The sequence below is a fragment of the Pseudomonas oryzicola genome (genome assembly GCF_014269185.2).
In the GTDB taxonomy this organism is placed as follows: domain Bacteria; phylum Pseudomonadota; class Gammaproteobacteria; order Pseudomonadales; family Pseudomonadaceae; genus Aquipseudomonas; species Aquipseudomonas oryzicola.
This window is the reverse complement of the sequence record NZ_JABWRZ020000001.1, coordinates 2,152,126-2,170,698: the sequence shown is the minus strand read 5'-3', so window position 1 is coordinate 2,170,698 and position 18,573 is coordinate 2,152,126. Positions and strand designations below refer to the sequence as shown.

At 63.5% G+C, this 18,573-nt stretch carries 17 protein-coding genes; 11 read left to right on the top strand and 6 right to left on the bottom strand.

Annotated features, from left to right (window positions below; translation table 11 throughout):
- Window positions 1-72: 72 nt before the first annotated feature.
- Together HU760_RS09635 and HU760_RS09630 are read left to right on the top strand one after the other, a co-directional pair.
- Window positions 73-903 carry an alpha/beta fold hydrolase gene (locus tag HU760_RS09635; protein WP_186674662.1) on the top strand — a complete coding sequence of 277 codons (831 nt, stop codon included), beginning with the start codon at window positions 73-75 and terminating at the stop codon, window positions 901-903.
- Window positions 904-1,104: 201 nt separating this feature from the next.
- Window positions 1,105-1,884, top strand: a complete 780-nt coding sequence (locus HU760_RS09630) for a TSUP family transporter (protein ID WP_186674663.1) — start codon at window positions 1,105-1,107, stop codon at window positions 1,882-1,884.
- Here HU760_RS09630 and nudC read toward each other — a convergent pair.
- Window positions 1,852-2,682, bottom strand: a complete 831-nt coding sequence (nudC, locus tag HU760_RS09625) for an NAD(+) diphosphatase (protein WP_186674664.1) — start codon at window positions 2,680-2,682, stop codon at window positions 1,852-1,854. The two genes, HU760_RS09630 and nudC, sit on opposite strands and share 33 nt — an antisense overlap.
- Window positions 2,683-2,718: 36 nt before the next feature.
- Window positions 2,719-3,531: a crotonase/enoyl-CoA hydratase family protein gene (locus HU760_RS09620; RefSeq protein WP_186674665.1), complete on the bottom strand. Its 813-nt coding sequence runs from the start codon at window positions 3,529-3,531 to the stop codon at window positions 2,719-2,721.
- 150 nt (window positions 3,532-3,681) lie between these two features.
- Here HU760_RS09620 and nhaB point away from each other — a divergent pair, with 150 nt between their 5' ends.
- The 4 genes from nhaB to HU760_RS09600 all read left to right on the top strand — a co-directional run bounded on the left by nhaB (window position 3,682) and on the right by HU760_RS09600 (window position 7,637).
- Window positions 3,682-5,184 (top strand): sodium/proton antiporter NhaB, encoded by a 1,503-nt coding sequence (nhaB, locus tag HU760_RS09615; RefSeq protein ID WP_186674666.1) that lies wholly within the window; start codon window positions 3,682-3,684, stop codon window positions 5,182-5,184.
- A 186-nt stretch (window positions 5,185-5,370) separates the two neighbouring features.
- Entirely contained in the window at window positions 5,371-5,985 is a 615-nt protein-coding gene (locus tag HU760_RS09610; protein ID WP_186674667.1) for a dihydrofolate reductase family protein, read from the top strand.
- Between the two features lie 80 nt (window positions 5,986-6,065).
- A complete protein-coding gene (locus HU760_RS09605) occupies window positions 6,066-6,626 on the top strand; it encodes a lipocalin family protein (RefSeq protein WP_186674668.1) in 561 nt (186 codons plus the stop codon).
- 51 nt (window positions 6,627-6,677) lie between these two features.
- Entirely contained in the window at window positions 6,678-7,637 is a 960-nt protein-coding gene (locus HU760_RS09600) for a ribonuclease Z (protein ID WP_186674669.1), read from the top strand.
- A gap of 36 nt (window positions 7,638-7,673) precedes the next feature.
- On the opposite strand, the gene HU760_RS09595 is transcribed toward HU760_RS09600, so the two are convergent.
- A complete protein-coding gene (locus tag HU760_RS09595; protein WP_186674670.1) occupies window positions 7,674-8,957 on the bottom strand; it encodes a Zn-dependent hydrolase in 1,284 nt (427 codons plus the stop codon).
- A 38-nt stretch (window positions 8,958-8,995) separates the two neighbouring features.
- Window positions 8,996-10,486 carry an NCS1 family nucleobase:cation symporter-1 gene (locus tag HU760_RS09590; RefSeq protein ID WP_186674855.1) on the bottom strand — a complete coding sequence of 497 codons (1,491 nt, stop codon included), beginning with the start codon at window positions 10,484-10,486 and terminating at the stop codon, window positions 8,996-8,998.
- Window positions 10,487-10,824: 338 nt separating this feature from the next.
- Here HU760_RS09590 and hydA point away from each other — a divergent pair, with 338 nt between their 5' ends.
- From hydA to preA, 3 genes are all read left to right on the top strand, one after another.
- Window positions 10,825-12,264, top strand: coding sequence for a dihydropyrimidinase (gene hydA, locus HU760_RS09585; RefSeq protein ID WP_186674671.1), 1,440 nt, complete (start codon window positions 10,825-10,827; stop codon window positions 12,262-12,264).
- A 99-nt stretch (window positions 12,265-12,363) separates the two neighbouring features.
- Window positions 12,364-13,731 carry an NAD(P)-dependent oxidoreductase gene (locus HU760_RS09580; protein ID WP_186674672.1) on the top strand — a complete coding sequence of 456 codons (1,368 nt, stop codon included), beginning with the start codon at window positions 12,364-12,366 and terminating at the stop codon, window positions 13,729-13,731.
- Complete coding sequence (gene preA, locus HU760_RS09575; protein WP_186674673.1) at window positions 13,732-15,006, top strand: NAD-dependent dihydropyrimidine dehydrogenase subunit PreA; 1,275 nt, start codon at window positions 13,732-13,734, stop codon at window positions 15,004-15,006.
- 191 nt (window positions 15,007-15,197) lie between these two features.
- Here the strand turns inward: preA and HU760_RS09570 are convergent, their stop codons facing one another.
- Both HU760_RS09570 and HU760_RS09565 read right to left on the bottom strand, forming a co-directional pair.
- Window positions 15,198-15,818: a TetR/AcrR family transcriptional regulator gene (locus HU760_RS09570; protein ID WP_186674674.1), complete on the bottom strand. Its 621-nt coding sequence runs from the start codon at window positions 15,816-15,818 to the stop codon at window positions 15,198-15,200.
- Window positions 15,818-16,174 (bottom strand): VOC family protein, encoded by a 357-nt coding sequence (locus HU760_RS09565; RefSeq protein WP_186674675.1) that lies wholly within the window; start codon window positions 16,172-16,174, stop codon window positions 15,818-15,820. The genes HU760_RS09570 and HU760_RS09565 overlap by 1 nt, the downstream gene beginning before the upstream one ends.
- A gap of 203 nt (window positions 16,175-16,377) precedes the next feature.
- On the opposite strand from HU760_RS09565, the gene HU760_RS09560 reads away from it, so the two are divergent.
- Window positions 16,378-17,706, top strand: a complete 1,329-nt coding sequence (locus tag HU760_RS09560) for an AAA family ATPase (RefSeq protein ID WP_186674676.1) — start codon at window positions 16,378-16,380, stop codon at window positions 17,704-17,706.
- Window positions 17,703-18,545 (top strand): HNH endonuclease family protein, encoded by an 843-nt coding sequence (locus HU760_RS09555; protein WP_186674677.1) that lies wholly within the window; start codon window positions 17,703-17,705, stop codon window positions 18,543-18,545. Before HU760_RS09560 ends, HU760_RS09555 begins: the two co-directional genes overlap by 4 nt.
- The last annotated feature ends 28 nt before the right edge of the window (window positions 18,546-18,573 follow it).

Below are 18,573 nucleotides of genomic sequence, written 5' to 3'. Positions count from 1 at the left end.
TTACCGATACCCGCCAAAATCCCTCCTATGCTCAATAGCTCCCTTCGGTGCCTGCACACAGGAGACGCGACGATGAGCTATGTAACCACGAAGGACGGGGTACAGATCTTCTACAAGGACTGGGGCCCACGCGATGCGCCGGTCATCCACTTCCATCACGGCTGGCCGCTGAGCGCCGACGACTGGGACGCGCAGATGCTGTTCTTCCTCGCCCATGGTTACCGTGTGGTCGCTCACGACCGCCGTGGCCATGGCCGCTCCAGCCAGGTATGGGACGGCCACGACATGGATCACTATGCCGACGATGTGGCGGCAGTGGTTGCCCACCTGGGTATCCAGGGCGCCGTGCATGTCGGCCATTCGACCGGCGGCGGCGAAGTGGTGCGCTACATGACCCGCCATCCCGGCGACAAGGTCGCCAAGGCCGTGCTGATCGCCGCCGTACCACCACTGATGGTGCAGACAGCCAGCAACCCGGGCGGCCTGCCCAAGTCGGTATTCGACGGCTTCCAGGCCCAGGTCGCCAGCCACCGTGCGCAGTTCTACCGGGATGTGCCGGCTGGGCCGTTCTATGGCTACAACCGCCCCGGTGTCGAAGCCAGCGAGGGCATTATCGGCAACTGGTGGCGCCAGGGCATGATCGGCAGCGCCAAGGCCCATTACGATGGCATCGTGGCGTTTTCCCAGACGGACTTCACCGAAGACCTGAAGGGCATCACCCAGCCGGTGCTGGTGATGCATGGGGACGATGACCAGATCGTGCCGTATGAAAACTCCGGGTTGCTATCGGCGAAGCTGCTGCCCAACGGCACGCTTAAGACCTACCAAGGCTACCCGCATGGCATGCCGACCACCCATGCCGATGTGATCAATGCCGATCTGCTGGCGTTCATCCGTAGCTGATGTGATCGCCTGCACCGACCTCTTCGCGGGTAAACCCGCTCCCACAGGTACTGCACAGGTCTTGAAATGTGCATGTAACCTGTGGGAGCGGGTTTACCCGCGAAAGGGCCGGCACTGGCAACCCATACCCCTCAGGATTAACATGTTTCCCTTCTAGCGCGGCCCTTTGCCGCCCCTTGCCTCCCTGCCTGCCAAGAAACCATGCCCTTCGAACTCACCGTAGAACCACTCACCCTGCTGATCCTGGCGCTGGTTGCCTTCGTTGCCGGTTTCATCGATGCCATCGCCGGCGGCGGTGGCCTGCTCACCACCCCGGCGCTGCTCACCGCCGGCATGCCGCCACATCTGGTGCTGGGCACCAACAAGCTCAGTTCCACATTCGGCTCGGCGACGGCAGGTTTCACCTACTACAAACGCAAGCTGTTCCACCCTGCGCAATGGCGCCCGGCATTGTTCGCCACCCTGGTCGGCGCGCTGCTCGGCGCAGTGGTTGCCCACTACATGCCGGCCGAATGGCTGAACAAGATGCTGCCGGTGATCGTGTTCGCCTGTGGCGTCTACCTGCTGTTCGGCGGCACGCCCAAGGCGCCGCTCGATGCCGACGCCCCCATCAGGAAGAAATGGCAGCTGCCACAAGGCTTCACCCTGGGCTTCTATGACGGCGTGGCCGGCCCGGGTACCGGGGCATTCTGGACCGTCAGCACCCTGCTGCTGTACCCCATCGACCTGGTGCGCGCCAGCGGTGTGGCGCGCAGCATGAACTTCGTCAGCAACATCGCGGCGCTGACGGTGTTCATCATTTCCGGGCAGGTAGATTACATCGTCGGGCTGTGCATGGGCCTGTCGGTGATGGTGGGTGCCTTCTTCGGCGCACGCACGGCGATCAGTGGCGGCAGCAAGTTCATCCGCCCGGTGTTCATCACCGTGGTGCTGGCCTTGACCGTGCGCCTAGCGTGGCAGCACTGGTTCGGGCAGGCCTAAGCGACGCGCAACGTAGAGGTCGATCAGGTAGCGGGCGATGGAGCGCCCGGCCGGCAGTGGCGGCAGGTCGTGTACGCTGAACCACCTGGCGTCCTCGATCTCGTCCGGCTGCATGACGATATCGCCCCCGGCGTATTCGGCATGGAAGCCCAGCATCATCGAATGCGGGAACGGCCAGCACTGGCTGCCCACGTACTGGATGTTCTGCACCTCCACCGCCACTTCCTCACGCACTTCGCGCACCAGGCAATCCTCCGCCGACTCACCCGGTTCGGCGAAGCCTGCCAGGGTGCTGTACACCCCGCTGACAAAGCGCGGCGAGCGCGCCAGCAGGATCTCGTCACCACGGGTCACCAGCACGATCATGCTCGGCGAAATGCGCGGGTAGCTGCGCAGGTCGCAGGGCTGGCAGTACATCGCCCGTTCCCAGCGGATCTGCGTCATCGCCTGGCCGCAACTGCCACAGAAGCGATGCTCGCGGGCCCAGGTGCCGATCTGAGCGGCGTAGCCGAGCACCTTGTAGGTGTCGAAGTCGCCATCGAGCATGAACGTGCGCAGGCCGCGCCAGGTACAGCCGGGCACCTCGCTGGCGCTACGCAGCTCCAGCAGGAACACTGGCCGGCCATCGAAGTGGCCGATACCGTGCTCGCACAGCACATCCAGGTCCTGGCGCTTGAGCCAGTCGCGGGAAAACAGCGCGCCATTGGCGTCCACCAGGAACCCTTCAGGGCTGCGGGCGACGGCCAGGCCCCCGGTGATCTGCGGGTCGAGTACTGCGGTAGTCCAGCGTGCTGACATGTCGGAGGATCCTTTACTGCGCGTCCCCCGGCCTGATCAGTCGGCGAACGTCGGTTTCTGTTTGCTCATGTGCGCCGCCACGGCCACGCGCAGGTCTTCGGACTGCAGCATCGCGGCATTCCAGGTGGCAATGTATTCCAGGCCATCGTCAATGCGGTGGTCACGCATGTAGCTGAGCATTTGCTTGGTGCCGGCCACGGCAATCGGTGATTTTGCGGCAATCTCGCGGGCGATGGCAAAGACCCCGTCCAGCAGTGCGGCCTGATCGTCATGGACCCGGTTGACCAGGCCGATGCGCAGTGCCTCTTCAGCCTCCACATGGCGCCCGGTGTAGGCCAGCTCACGCATCATGCCGTCACCAATGATACGAGGCAAACGTTGCAGTGTGCCGACATCGGCGGCCATGCCCATGTCGATCTCCTTGATCGAAAATTGCGCGTCGCTGCTGCAGTAACGCATGTCGCAGGCCGCGATGAGGTCGATGGCGCCGCCAATGCAATAGCCTTGCACGGCGGCCAGCACCGGCTTGCGGCACTTGTCCACGGCATTGAACGAGGCCTGCAGGCGCAGGATGGTGCTGCGCAGGAAGCGCGCGTTGCGGCCGACATCCTTGCCCATCTGCCCCGCCAGCGAGGCCAGCATCATCAGGTCGATGCCCGCGGAAAAATGCTTGCCGGCACCGCTGAGCACCACTACCCGCACCGCGTCGGTATCGTCGACCCACCGGAAGATGTCGATGATCTCTTCCCAGAAGGCGGCGTTCATTGCATTGACCTTCTCCGGGCGGTTGATTTGGACGTGGGCAATGCTGTCGGTCAATTCGACCTTGAATGCGCTGTACTCGGTCACGGACGGCACTCCTGGTAGTAAAAGGTTCGTGCCACGGATGGTAACCCAGCCCGATGGCCGCACTTGTGCCAAAAACGGGACTGTATGCCTTGCCTAAGGCGCGCTGATGCGGCACCGTTCGCCATCGCCGAATCATAAGGAAACATATTCATGTCGCGCTCCCTGACTGGCGCCCTCGCCCACAGCTTCATGGGCCAGTCGCCGCTTTGGTACAAGGCGGTCATCTGCCTGTTCCTGGTCCTCAACCCGCTGCTGCTGGTCAGCCTTGGCCCGGCCGCCGCCGGCTGGGCACTGGTGCTTGAGTTCATCTTCACCCTCGGCATGGCCCTGAAATGCTACCCGCTGATGCCCGGCGGCCTGCTGCTGATCGAAGCCCTGCTGTTGCAGATGACCACCCCGCAAGCGCTGTATGAAGAGTTGCAGCACAACTTCCCGGTCATCCTGTTGCTGATGTTCATGGTCGCGGGTATCCACTTCATGAAGGAACTGCTGCTGTTCCTGTTTTCGCGCATCCTCCTCGGGGTACGCTCGAAGGCCATTCTGGCGTTGCTGTTCTGCGTGCTGTCGGCATTCCTTTCGGCGTTTCTCGATGCGCTGACCGTGACCGCCGTGATCATCAGTGCCGCGGTCGGCTTCTATGCGGTGTACCACCGTGTAGCCTCCGGGGCCAACCCGCGCGAGGACGGTGCGCTCGACAGCGACCAGCAGGTCGCGGCACTGCACCGTGAAGACCTCGACCAGTTCCGCGCCTTCCTGCGCAGCCTGTTGATGCATGGCGCGGTGGGGACCGCCCTGGGCGGGGTGTGCACCCTGGTCGGCGAACCGCAGAACCTGCTGATCGGCCACGAGATGGGCTGGCACTTTGCCGATTTCTTCCTGAAGGTGGCGCCGGTGTCGTTGCCGGTGCTGGGTGCCGGCCTGCTGACCTGCGTGCTGCTGGAGAAACTGCGCCTGTTCGGTTATGGCACGCTGATGCCCGAGCCGGTGCGCCAGGTACTGGCCGCCTACGCCGCCGAGGACGACGCCGCACGCACCCAGGCCCAGCGCATCGCGCTGTGGGTGCAGGGGCTCGCCGCGCTGATCCTGATCGTCTGCCTGGGGTTGCACGTTGCCGAAGTCGGCCTGATCGGCCTGATGGTGATCGTGCTGATCACGGCATTCACCGGCATCACCGACGAACACCGCCTGGGCCGTGCCTTCCAGGACGCTATGCCGTTCACCGCGCTGCTGGTGGTGTTCTTCGCCGTTGTCGCGGTGATTCACCAGCAGCAGCTGTTCGCCCCGCTGATCACCTGGGTACTGGGACTACCGGCCGAGCAGCAGCCGGGCATGTTGTACCTGGCCAACGGTTTGCTTTCGGCGATCAGCGACAACGTGTTCGTCGCCACCATCTACATCACCGAAGTGAAGCAGGCGTTTCTCAATGGCGGCATGAGCCGCGAGCATTTCGAGACCTTGGCCGTGGCGATCAACACCGGCACCAACCTGCCCAGCGTGGCGACCCCGAACGGGCAGGCCGCGTTCCTGTTCCTGCTGACCTCGGCCATCGCGCCGCTGGTCCGGCTGTCGTATGGGCGCATGGTATGGATGGCGTTGCCCTACACCGTGGTGATGGGTGGCCTGGGCTGGTGGGCGGTAACCTTCTGGCTGTGATGTAGCCTGCACTGGCCCTATCGCCGGCCAGCCAGTGCCCACAGGCGCGGCGTGCAATACCTGTGGGTGCTGGCTGGCCGGCGATAGAGGCAGTGCAGAGGCAGCACAAGCCTCTGTCGATTCTGCTGCCTGCCATTCGACTATCCCATGCCCGCAGCCACCCCGGCTGCCAACAGGAGAGTCCCCATGCGCAAACTCATCGTAGCCGCGTTCATCAGCCTCGACGGCGTCATGCAGGCCCCCGGCGGCCCGCAGGAAGACACCAGCGGTGGTTTTACCTACGGCGGCTGGATCGTGCCCTACGCCGAGGAAGTCTTCGGCCAGGCCATGCAGGCTTTGTTCAGCCAGCCCTTCGAGCTGCTGCTGGGCCGGCGTACCTACGACATCTTCGCCGCTTACTGGCCGAAGGTGGACGGCAGTTCGGAAGACTTCTCCATCGCCAACCTGTTCAACAGCGTGCCCAAGCATGTGGCCACCCACACCCCGGCTACCCTCACCTGGCACAACAGCCATGCCCTGGGTGCGGACATCAGCGCAGCGGTGCGGGCGCTGAAACAACAGGACGGTGCCAACCTGCTGACCCAGGGCAGCAGTGAACTGGTGCAGCAACTGCTGGCGGCAGGCCTGGTCGATGAACTGCAGTTGCTCATCCACCCATTGCTGCTTGGCCATGGCAAACGCCTGTTCAGCGACGATGCGGCAGCGGCGGCCTTCACCCTGGAGCACTCGCAGGTTTCGCCAAAGGGTGTAATCATCGCCCGCTACGTGCGCGCCGGCGACGTGCAGACCGGCTCGTTCTGAAAAGCACGATCCTGTACAACTTTTGCCGCGCGCCCGCATCGAAACACAGGTAAGCCCCATCCACCGCAAGGAGCTCGACCATGGCGCTACGCACCCCGCTGCTGCTTTCCTGCCTGACCCTGGCCCTGCTCGGCTGCGCCGGCAACGATCACCCGGCGCCGCCGCGTACCCAGCAGGTCGACCTGCAACGCTACCAGGGTACCTGGTACGAACTGGCGCGGTTGCCGATGTTCTTCCAACGCAACTGCGTGCAGTCCGAGGCACACTATGGCCTGCGCGCGGACGGCCGCATCGACGTGGCCAACCGCTGCCGGGAAAAGGACGGCCAGTGGAATGAAGCCAAGGGCATCGCCGAAGCCCAGCAACCGGGTAGTACCGACAAACTCTGGGTGCGCTTCGACAACTGGTTCAGCCGCCTGGCACCCGGCCTGACCAAGGGCGAGTACTGGGTGTTGTACCACGACAAGGACTACCGCGTGGCCCTGGTCGGCCACCCCAACCGTGAGTACCTGTGGCTGCTGTCCCGCACACCGGCCATCCCGGACCAGACGCGAGACCAGCTGCTGGATATCGCTCGGGAGCAGGGCTATGACACCAGCGAACTGATCTGGCGCCAGGCGGATGCCGATGCGACCAACTGAAACCATGGGGCGGCTTGGCCGCCCAGGTTTGGGCAATACCAAGGAGTTGTAATGGATCTGCTGTTCCTCGGCACCTCCGCCGGGGTGCCAACCAAGGTACGCAATGTCAGCGCCACGGCCGTGATCGAAGCCACCGGCAGCCACTGGTACCTGGTCGACTGTGGCGAAGGCACCCAGCACCAGTTGCTGCATACGCCGCTTTCGATCCGCGACCTGCGGGCGATCTTCATCACCCACGTGCATGGCGACCACTGCTTCGGCTTGCCAGGCCTGCTGGCCAGCGCCGGCATGAGTGGGCGTACCCAGCCGCTGGAGCTGATACTGCCGCGCGCATTGCACGAGTGGCTACGCCAGGGACTGCGGGCCAGCGACACCTACCTGCCGTTCGAACTGCGCCTGCAGGCCGTGGAGGCGCTGACGGAATGGCGCAATGACGCCATGCACGTGGCAACCGTGCAGCTGTCGCACCGGGTACCTAGCGTCGGCTTCGTGTTCACCGAACTCAACCCCGAACCGCGCCTGGATACCCCGCGCCTGGAAGCCGAAGGCATCCCCCGCGGCCCGCTGTGGGGCGAGCTGGCCAAGGGCCTGACGGTGGAACATGAAGGCCGACTGCTGCACGGCCGTGATTACTTGCGCCCCTCCCGCCCGCCACGGCGGGTGATCGTCTGCGGCGACAACGACAACCCCGAACTGTTGGCCGATGCCGCGCAGGATGCGGACGTGCTGGTGCACGAAGCCACGTTCACCCAGGCGGTGGTCGAACGTACCGGGGTCACCTTCGGCCACAGCACCGCAGCCGCGGTGGCGCGCTTTGCCGAGGCCGCAGGTGTGCGCAACCTGGTGCTGACGCACTTCAGCGCGCGCTACCAGCACGACCCACGGCGCAGCCCGAGCATCGTCGATATGCGCGAGGAAGCCCTCGCTCATTACAGTGGCCATCTGACCCTGGCGCAGGACCTGCAGCGCTACCACATCGGGCGCGATGGCAGTCTTGAACCGAGCGAATGACTTCACTGGCAACACGCCCCTGCAGGAGCGGCGCCGCTAAGCCGCCAGGCGCCCGCTGGCGATCGCCTCCGACGCCGCCAGCATCGCCCGCAGCAACACCGCGCAGCCCGCCGCCAGGTCCTCGGGGGTGGCATTCTCGATTTCGTTATGGCTGATGCCGTTTTCGCACGGCACGAAAATCATCCCCGCCGGCCCCATTTCGGCAAGGAAGATCGCGTCGTGCCCGGCCCCGCTGACGATGTCCATGTGCGGCAGGCCCAGCGCCTTGGCCGATTCGCGCACGGCCTCGACACAGCCTTTGTCGAAGTACAGCGCCGGGAAGTCAGCCGTCGGCACCAGTGTGTGGCTCAAGCCGTGCCTGACACAGGTCGCCTCGATCACCGCACGCACTTCACTGATCATCGCATCCAGTTGCTCACCTTCCAGGTGGCGGAAGTCCAGGGTCATGCGCACCTCGCCGGGGATCACGTTGCGCGAGCCAGGGTAGGCCTGCAGGCAACCCACCGTGCCACAGGCATGCGGCTGGTGGCCGAGAGCGGTGCGGTTGAGCGCTTCGACCACGGCGGCGGCGCCGACCAGGGCGTCCTTGCGCAGGTGCATGGGTGTCGGCCCGGCATGGGCTTCGACGCCGCGCAGGGTCAGGTCGAACCACTTCTGGCCAAGGGCGCCCAGCACCACGCCGATGGTCTTGGCCTGGCCTTCCAGGATCGGCCCTTGCTCGATGTGCGCTTCGAAATAGGCCCCCACCGGGTGGCCCTGCACCGCGCGCGGGCCGGCATAGCCGATGGCGTTCAACGCCTCGCCGACGCTGACACCCTGGGCATCACGCTTGGCCAGGGTTTCCTCCAGGGTGAACTTGCCGGCGAATACGCCTGAACCCATCATGCACGGGGCAAAGCGCGAGCCCTCCTCGTTGGTCCACACCACCACCTCCAGCGGTGCTTCGGTTTCCACGCCCAGGTCGTTGAGGGTACGGATCACCTCCAGCCCTGCCATGACCCCAAAGCAGCCGTCGAACTTGCCACCGGTGGGCTGGGTGTCGATATGGCTGCCGGACATCACCGGTGGCAGCTTGGGGTTACGCCCAGGGCGCCGGGCGAAGATATTGCCGACGGCGTCGATGCTCACCGTACAGCCGGCGGCTTCACACCATTGCACGAACAGGTCGCGGGCCTGGCGGTCAAGGTCGGTCAGGGCCAGGCGGCAGACACCGCCCTTGGCAGTGGCACCGAGGCGCGCCAGGTCCATCAGCGATTGCCACAGGCGGGCGCTGTCGATGTGCCGGGCGGTGGTGTTCAGGATTTCTTGGACTGGGGTCACGGGCTTCTCCTTCAGGCTTTCCGGTTGTCTGTGCGGTCTCAGGGCAAGGGCTTGGCCACCCGCGCCGGGCTACGCGCAACCACACCGGCGAACAGGTAATACAGCCCCCCACCCAGCAGCGAGCCGGTGAACCAGCCGTAGTCGTAGAACCAGCTGAAATGGCTGTTGCCGATAGCCACAACCGTCAACGCCACCGGCAATGCAAAGGCGGCAAAACCAGGCCAGTTCCAGGCCGGGTACACGTCGTCGCGGTACAAGCCGGCCAGGTCCAGCTGCTGCCGGCGGACCAGGAAGTAGTCCACCACCATGATCCCGGCGATCGGCCCCAGCAAGCTGGAATAGCCCAGCAGCCAGTTGGAATACACACTTTCCAGGCTCAGGTCGGAGACGATCCAGCCCAGCTTCTTGAGCAACTCATGGGCCATCAGCGCCAGGCCGATGAAGCCGGTCAGCCACACCGCGCGGCTGCGCCCGATCAGGCGCGGGGCGATGTTCTGGAAGTCGTTGGTCGGCGACACGATGTTCGCCGCGGTGTTGGTCGATAGCGTGGCGATCACGATCAAGGCCATGGCCAAGGCCACCCAGAACGGGCTGTGAATCTTGCCGATCAGGCTGACCGGGTCGGCCACGGTCTCGCCTACCAGCGACGCCGAAGCGGCGGTCAGCACCACGCCCAGGGCGGCGAACAGGAACATGGTCAGCGGCAGGCCGAAGATCTGCCCGAGAATCTGGTCCTTCTGGCTGCGGGCGTAGCGGCTGAAGTCGGGGATGTTCAGCGACAGCGTGGCCCAGAAGCCGACCATGGCGGTAAGCCCGGCGCAGAAGTAACCGAGCACGCTCGCGCCCGCCGGGCGCTTGGCTGGCTGCGCCAGCAGTTCGGTCATCGACATGTGCGGCAGGGCCCAGAGCAACAGGCCGACGCCCACCGCCACCAGCAGCGGCGCCGACAGCGTTTCCAGCCATTTGATCGACTCGGCGCCGCGCAGCACTACCCACAGGTTCAGGCACCAGAAGATCATGAAGCCGATCACCTCGCCGGTACCGCCCAAGGCTTTCCAGCCGTCGAATACCGAGCCAAGAAAAAGGTGAATGGCCAGGCCACCGAACAGGGTCTGGATGCCGAACCAGCCACAGGCGACCACTGCCCGGATCAGGCACGGTACGTTGGAGCCGAGGATGCCGAACGACGAGCGCAGCAGTACCGGGAACGGGATGCCGTACTTGGTGCCGGGAAAGGCGTTGAGGGTGAGCGGGATCAGCACGATCAGGTTGGCCAGCAGGATCGCCAGCAGGGCCTCGCCGACGCTGAGGCCGAAGTAGGCGGTGAGCACGCCGCCAAGGGTATAGGTGGGTACGCAGATGGACATGCCCACCCACAGGGCGGTGATGTGCCATTTGTTCCAGGTGCGCTGGTGCACCTTGGTCGGGGCGATATCGTGGTTGTAGCGTGGGCTGTCGAGGACATCGCGGCCCTCGGCCAGCTCGAACAGGCCATCCTGCTCGACCACTTCCGATCTGCTCTGCTGCATGGGAGGCTTCTCCAGATGTTCTTCTAGTTCTTCGCTCATCGGGACGATCCGACGGCCGGAGTACACGCTTTATGTGCTTGAAAATCTCGACCAGTTTTTCATCTTGTCAAGTCAGACAACCTTCCCGAAAGCCCCGTCGCCAGCACGACAATCTAAGTTAATCGTTTATTTTCAGTGAGTTAAAAACCATGAAATTCATGGGAAAATTTTCTTGCTGAATCCAGGATCTGCATCTAGCCTCGAATCTTGTCAGGCATGACAGGATTAACCGCCCTGCCCGCCTGCCCCTGACAATTCCAAGAACCGGCCCAGACCGGTCAGCCTGCGAGGAAGACGGCATGTCCCTGTTGATCCGTGGCGCCACCGTGGTCACTCACGAAGAAAGCTACCCCGCCGATGTCCTGTGTGCCGATGGCCTGATCCGCGCCATCGGTCAGAACCTCGAACCGCCCACCGGCTGCGAGATCCTCGACGGCAGCGGCCGTTACCTGATGCCCGGCGGTATCGACCCGCACACGCACATGCAGCTGCCGTTCATGGGCACCGTGGCCAGCGAGGATTTCTTCAGTGGCACTGCTGCCGGCCTGGCCGGTGGCACCACCTCGATCATCGACTTCGTCATTCCCAACCCGCAGCAATCGTTGCTGGAGGCTTACCACACCTGGCGTGGCTGGGCGCAGAAAAGCGCCAGCGACTATGGCTTCCACGTGGCCATTACCTGGTGGAGCGAGCAGGTGGCCGAGGAGATGGGCGAGCTGGTGGCCAGGCATGGGGTGAACAGCTTCAAGCACTTCATGGCCTACAAGAACGCCATCATGGCTGCTGACGATACCCTGGTGGCCAGCTTCGAACGCTGCCTGCAACTCGGTGCAGTGCCCACCGTGCATGCCGAGAACGGCGAGCTGGTGTACCACCTGCAGAAAAAACTGTTGGCCCAGGGCCTGACCGGCCCGGAAGCCCACCCACTGTCGCGACCGTCGCAGGTCGAGGGCGAGGCCGCCAGCCGTGCCATCCGCATTGCCGAAACCCTCGGTACGCCGCTGTATCTGGTGCACGTTTCCAGCCGCGAAGCACTGGATGAGATTGCCTATGCGCGCGGCAAGGGCCAGCCGGTGTACGGCGAAGTGCTGCCCGGCCACCTGCTGCTGGATGACAGCGTCTACCGTGACCCGGACTGGGCCACCGCCGCAGGCTATGTGATGAGCCCGCCATTCCGCCCGCGCGAACACCAGGAGGCGCTGTGGCGCGGCCTGCAGTCCGGCAACCTGCACACCACCGCCACCGATCACTGCTGTTTCTGCGCCGAGCAGAAAGCCATGGGCCGCGATGATTTCAGCCGGATACCCAATGGCACTGCCGGCATCGAAGACCGCATGGCAGTGCTGTGGGATGCCGGGGTGAACAGTGGACGGCTGTCGATGCATGAGTTCGTCGCGCTGACCTCCACCAACACGGCAAAGATCTTCAACCTGTTTCCACGCAAGGGTGCCATCCGCGTGGGTGCCGATGCCGACCTGGTGCTGTGGGACCCGCACGGCACACGCACCATTTCCGCACAGACCCACCACCAGCAAGTGGATTTCAACATATTCGAAGGCCGCACCGTGCGCGGTATTCCCAGCCATACCATCAGCCAGGGCAAGCTGCTCTGGGCCGATGGCGACCTGCGCGCAGTAGCGGGCGCGGGGCGTTATGTGGAGCGCCCGGCGTATCCGTCGGTGTATGAGGTGCTGGGGCGCAGGGCCGAAGTGCAGCGGCCGACGCCGGTTCAGCGCTGAGGCCATTGGGCTGCTGTTTCGCGATGGGCTGCGCAGTGCCCTCGCCAACCACCGCAATCCTTGTTGCCTGCATCCAAAAAAAATAGAGAGGCTACAACCGTGATCGACGCCCTGAACCACTTGCCGCGCCCCCGGGCCGGTGCCGACCAGCTGGCCGAGCGCTTCAGCGACCTGGCCCCACCGCTCACTCCCCGCCAGGCCGCCGTCGAAAGCGCGCGTTGCCTGTACTGCTACGACGCGCCCTGCGTCAACGCTTGCCCCAGCGAAATCGACATTCCGTCATTCATCCACCGCATCAGTGACGACAACCTGCAAGGCGCCGCCGAACGCATCCTTTCGGCCAACATCCTCGGCGGCAGCTGCGCCCGCGTCTGCCCCACCGAAATCCTCTGCCAGCAAGCCTGCGTGCGCAACAATGCGCAGGAATGCGCCCCCGTGCTGATCGGCCAACTGCAGCGCTATGCCCTGGACAATGCGCAGTTCACCGCGCACCCGTTCCAGCGCTCGCCAGCCACCGGCAAGCGCATCGCCGTGGTCGGCGCCGGCCCGGCCGGGCTGGCCTGCGCCCATCGCCTGGCCATGCACGGGCATGACGTGGTGGTGTTCGAAGCCTGTGACAAGGCCGGTGGCCTGAACGAGTACGGTATCGCCCGCTACAAGCTGGTGGATGACTACGCCCAGCGTGAAGTGGCGTTTCTGCTGGGCATTGGCGGCATCGAGATTCGGCATGGCCAGCGCCTGGGCGGCAACCTCAGCCTGGGCGAGCTACGCGACCAGTACGACGCGGTGTTCCTCGGCCTCGGCCTGAATGCCGTGCGCCAGCTGGGCCTGGCCGATGAAGAAGCCCCCGGCCTGGTCGCCGCCACCGAATATATCCGTGAACTGCGCCAGGCCGATGACCTGAGCCAACTGCCACTGGCCGACCGTTGCCTGGTGATCGGCGCCGGCAACACCGCGATCGACATGGCGGTGCAGATGAGCCGCCTGGGCGCCCGCGATGTCAACCTGGTGTACCGCCGTGGCCACGCCGACATGGGCGCCACGGGCCATGAGCAGGACATCGCCAAGGCCAACCAGGTGCGCCTGCACACCTGGGCCCGCCCCGACGCCGTGCTGCTGGATGCCAGCGGCAAGGTGCGCGGCATGCGCTTTGCCCGCACCGAGCTGGCTGACGGCCGCCTGCGCGACAGCGGCGAAACCTTCGAGCTGGCCGCCGACGCCATCTTCAAGGCCATCGGCCAACGCTTCGACGACAGCAGCCTCGGCGACCCGCTGGCAGCGCAACTGGCCCGCGACGGCGAGCGCATTCGGGTCGATGCAAACATGCAGACCAGCCTGCCGGGCATTTACGCCGGTGGCGACTGCACCGCCCTGGGCCAGGACCTGACCGTCCAGGCCGTACAACACGGCAAGCTGGCCGCCGAAGCCATCCATGCCCAACTCATGCTCAATGTGGAGGCAGCATAAATGGCCGACCTGTCGATCGAATTTGCCGGTATCAAGGCACCCAACCCATTCTGGCTGGCCTCCGCACCGCCAACCGACAAGGCCTACAACGTCGTGCGTGCCTTCGAGGCCGGCTGGGGCGGCGTGGTGTGGAAGACCCTGGGCGAGGACCCGGCGGCGGTCAACGTGTCGTCGCGCTACTCGGCGCACTACGGCGCCAACCGCCAGGTGCAAGGCATCAACAACATCGAGCTGATCACCGACCGTTCGCTGGAGATCAACCTGCGCGAAATCACCCAGGTGAAACAGGACTGGCCCGACCGCGCGCTGATCGTGTCGCTGATGGTGCCGTGCGTGGAGGACTCATGGAAGTTCATCCTGCCGCTGGTGGAAGCTACCGGTGCCGACGGCATCGAGCTGAATTTCGGCTGCCCGCACGGCATGCCGGAGCGTGGCATGGGCGCGGCGGTGGGCCAGGTGCCAGAGTACGTGGAGATGGTCACCCGCTGGTGCAAGACGTATTGCTCGCTGCCGGTGATCGTCAAGCTCACGCCAAACATCACCGACATCCGCCAGTCGGCCCGCGCCGCGCACCGTGGCGGGGCCGATGCGGTGTCGTTGATCAACACCATCAACTCCATCACCAGTGTCGACCTGGACCGCATGGTCGCCCACCCCATCGTCGGCGACCAGAGCACCCATGGCGGCTACTGTGGTTCGGCAGTCAAGCCGATCGCCCTGAACATGGTGGCGGAAATCGCCCGCGACCCGCAAACCCGTGGCTTGCCGATCTGCGGCATCGGCGGCATCGGCAACTGGCGAGATGCCGCCGAATTCATCGCCCTGGGCAGTGGCGCCGTGCAGGTGTGCACGGCGGCGATGCTGCATGGCTTCCGCATCGTCGAGGACATGAAGGACGGCCTGGCACGCTGGATGGACCAGCATGGGCATGGCCACATCGAGGCGTTCCGTGGCCAGGCGGTGGCGCATACCACCGACTGGAAGTACCTGGACATGAACTACAAGTCGGTGGCGCACATCGACCAGCAGGCGTGTATCGGTTGCGGGCGCTGCCACATCGCCTGCGAGGACACCTCGCACCAGGCCATTGCCAGCACCCTCAAGGCAGATGGCACGCATGCCTACAACGTGGTGGAGGAGGAATGCGTGGGTTGCAACCTGTGCCAGATCACCTGCCCGGTGGAAGGCTGCATCGAAATGGTGGCGCAGGATACCGGCAAGCCGTACATGAACTGGACGCAAGACCCACGCAACCCCTACCGCGAGGCCAGCTGAAGCGGCTTGCTAGCCGACCGACTGACGCAATCTGGTAGGAGCGGATTTATCCGCGATGCAGGCAACGCGGTGGATGGCACCGGCCTTGCCGGTGATCGTGGCTGAAGCCGCTCCTACAAGCGCGGCGTCAAATCGGCTTGTTGAATATCATGGAATCTCCCACATCGCCCCGCGCAAACCAGGCTTGCCAATCAAGGCTCCAGCCCGATCCCCCGCAGAATCACACAGGTCACCGTCTGCAGCGCATTCTCGAACGCCATGTCCGACAACGCCTCGCCACCATTGAGCAACTCGACCTGGTAACCAAAGTCGGCATAGTGCTGGGTCGACGCCCATATCATGTACAGCAGCGCCGAAGGCTCCACCGGCAGAATCCGCCCCTCCTCCACCCAGCGACGGATCTTGGCTTCCTTGAGCTTGGCCCAGGGCACCAGGCTTTCCGCCAGGTCCGCCCCCAGCACCGGCGCCCCGTGCAGCATCTCCTCGGCCCAGATTTTCGAACCCAGCGGCCGTGAGCGCGAATGGCCCATCTTGGCGCGGATATAACTGGTCAGCACTACACGCGGGTCGTCGAAGTTCTCGAAGCACAGCGCGTCCTGTTTCCACACCTCCAGCAGATCCTGCAACACCGCGCGGAACAGCTCGTCCTTGGTGCTGAAGTAATAATGCAGGTTGGAACGCGGCAACTCGGCCTGCTCGGCGATATCGCCCATGGAGGTGGCGCCGTAGCCCTTTTCGGCGAACACCTTTTCCGCCGCCTGCAGGATCTTGCCAATGTTGCGCCGGCGGATTTCGATCTTGTGATTGGCCATCAGGCTTGCGCCGTCCACACCGCCAGTTCGTAGCCGTCCGGGTCGATGAAGTGGAAACGCCGCCCGCCGGGGAAGGCGAAGGTCGCCCGGCTGATGCGTGCCCCCGCCGCCTCGACCCGTTGTTGCGTGGCTTCGAGGTCGTCGGCATACAGGATCACCAGCGGCCCACCTGGGCGCACCGGCTCGCCGCTGGCAAAGCCGCCCGTCAAGCGGCCATCGCTGAACTCGGTGTAGCCTGGCCCGTAGTCGGTGAACGCCCAGCCGAACACGCTGCCGTAAAAGGCCTTGCTCCGTGCGATGTCGCTGACATTGAACTCGATGTTGTCGATCTGCCGATCTGTACCGCGAATACCCATGGGTGCTCCGTGCCGAATGGTGTTTGCGCCAGGCTCTGTGTGAAAGCCTTGATACTCGGTTCGGGTAGTTTCTCGCAACTGCTAAAATGTGCGCCACCTTGTTGCTGACAGGCATGACGTTGATCATTGCCCAAGCCCCCTCGGCAATAGACAGTCGCCTTTCAGGATGACTGATACGCTTACAGAACTGGAAGGACCTCACGATGTATCTGGTGCGAATCGCGTTGCGCGATGTCCGATCGATCAAGTCTTTGGACCTGAACTTCCATGCCAGTGCCGGCGGGACTCGTCGCTGGACCTTGCTACTCGGCGAAAACGGCTGCGGGAAAAGCTCGGTGCTGCGAGCCATTGCACTGCTGTTGGCAGGCAGCGATGCCCTTCCCGAGCTGCTCGGCGACCCTGATGCGTGGATCAGGAATGGCGCGAAGAAATGCCGTATCGAAGGAACACTGGTTACCGCCAAGGGCGAAACCCGAGAGATAGCGCTGGAAATCAACCGTGGTGACGGAATCCGCAAGATCTTTGCGAACAACCATGTATCACTGGAAGCGCTGGATGCCGCGATTGCCAAAGCGGATCGCAACTACTTTGTCCTGGGTTACGGTGTTTCACGTCGCCCCCCCGTGATGAACATGCGAACCACGTTCCCCGATGAACGCTCACGCGCGCCACGGGCTCAAGGTATGGCGACAATGTTTTCGCCAGACGCGAGCCTGGTTTCACTTGAGCAGTGGGTGATGGACCTCGATTATCGAAAAGGTCTGTCGGCGATGATGGGCGCTGTCAATGAAGCGCTGGACAAGCTCCTACCCGGCATGCAGTTCTCCCGAATTGATCGCGCCACCCGGCAAATCATTTTCGACACGGTCGATGGCGAAGTACCCCTCAATCAACTTTCCGACGGCTATCAGAACATGGCCGCCTGGTGTGGCGATCTGCTGTACCGGATCACCGAAACCTTTCCCGACCGCAAGAACCCCCTCAGCACGCGCGGGGTGCTGCTTATCGACGAAATCGATCTGCACCTGCATCCGGTGTGGCGGCGTCATCTGGTTGAGTTTCTCTCCAGCACCCTGCCAAACTTCCAGTTCATCGCCACCACGCACTCGGCACTCACGGCACAGCAGAGCGGTGAAGGTGAGCTCTATGTCATCCGACGGGAAGGTGCAGAGGCAACGCCAACCCTGGTTCCGTTCATCGGTGAACCGCGCAAGATGATGCTTCATCAACTGCTGATGAGCCCTATGTTCGGGTTGGACTCGCTGGAATCAGTCGAAATCGAAAAGGCTCGCAACGCAGTCAGAGAACTCTGCCTTAAAGAGTCGCTCAACAAGCAAGAAGCAGCGCAGATGAAAGCGCTGCAGGCCATCTTGAACGATGCCCCCGAATGGGACGTCATTCCGCACTATGCAAAAGAGCAAGCCGAGTTGATCCGCAGCCTCAAATCTTCACTGCTCAAAAACAAACGCAAAACCAAGATATCGCCAAGCAAGCTCACAGCCATCACAAAAAACCTAGAGAGCGAGCCATGATCAAGGTGTCGCGCACTCGCTCCGCCGCAAAATTAAAGGGCTTTACCGGCACTCAACTGGAAACCAAACTCAACAACCTGGTGCAGTACTACCAGGACGACGGCCATACTGGAACGGTCAATTTCAGACCGAAGAACCGTCAAGTCTGGGGCGGCGCCAAGCCGCAACTCAAGGTCGAGTCATACAACAAGTGCATCTACTGTGAAGCGGACACTGCCGTGGTAGCGCATGGCGACGTGGAACACTTTCGACCGAAAAGCCAGTACTGGTGGCTGGCGTATTGCTATGACAACTACACGTTCAGCTGCCAGATCTGCAACCAGACCTATAAAGGCGATACGTTCCCGGTGCAGGGCCCGAGGCTCGCGCCGCCTACCGTGCCGTTGACCCTCCCCAGCGGCGGCGCAGAGCTGAAATCCTTGTTGCAGACTATTTGCCCCGACCCAGTCACCACCACAGATGCTGCAGTGGCCCAGCTCTATGCCAAGGAAGATGCCGAGCTCATCAACCCCTATGTCGCCGACCCTGAACAGTTCTTTGCCTGGAAAGCCATCCCGGAAACACGCGAAGTCTGGTTGGTCGCCATCACCGGATCCAGTCATTCCAGCAGAGCGGTGAAGGCTGCAGAGGACGTGCTCGGGTTGAACCGCCAGGAATTGCTGCGCCTGCGCTGGAATGCCTACGAAACGCTGGAGACGCTGGTATTGCTTTTTCAGGAAGGTAACTTCGCTGCCGAGCGCCAGCGTGAGTTCTTGCTGCGCATACGAACCCAGGCCGATGCAGACCGCCCTTTTGCCGGTATGACTCGGTTCTTTCTGAAAAGTTGGGGGCTGCTCTAGCCGCCCGGCAGCTGCATGCCAGCCATCG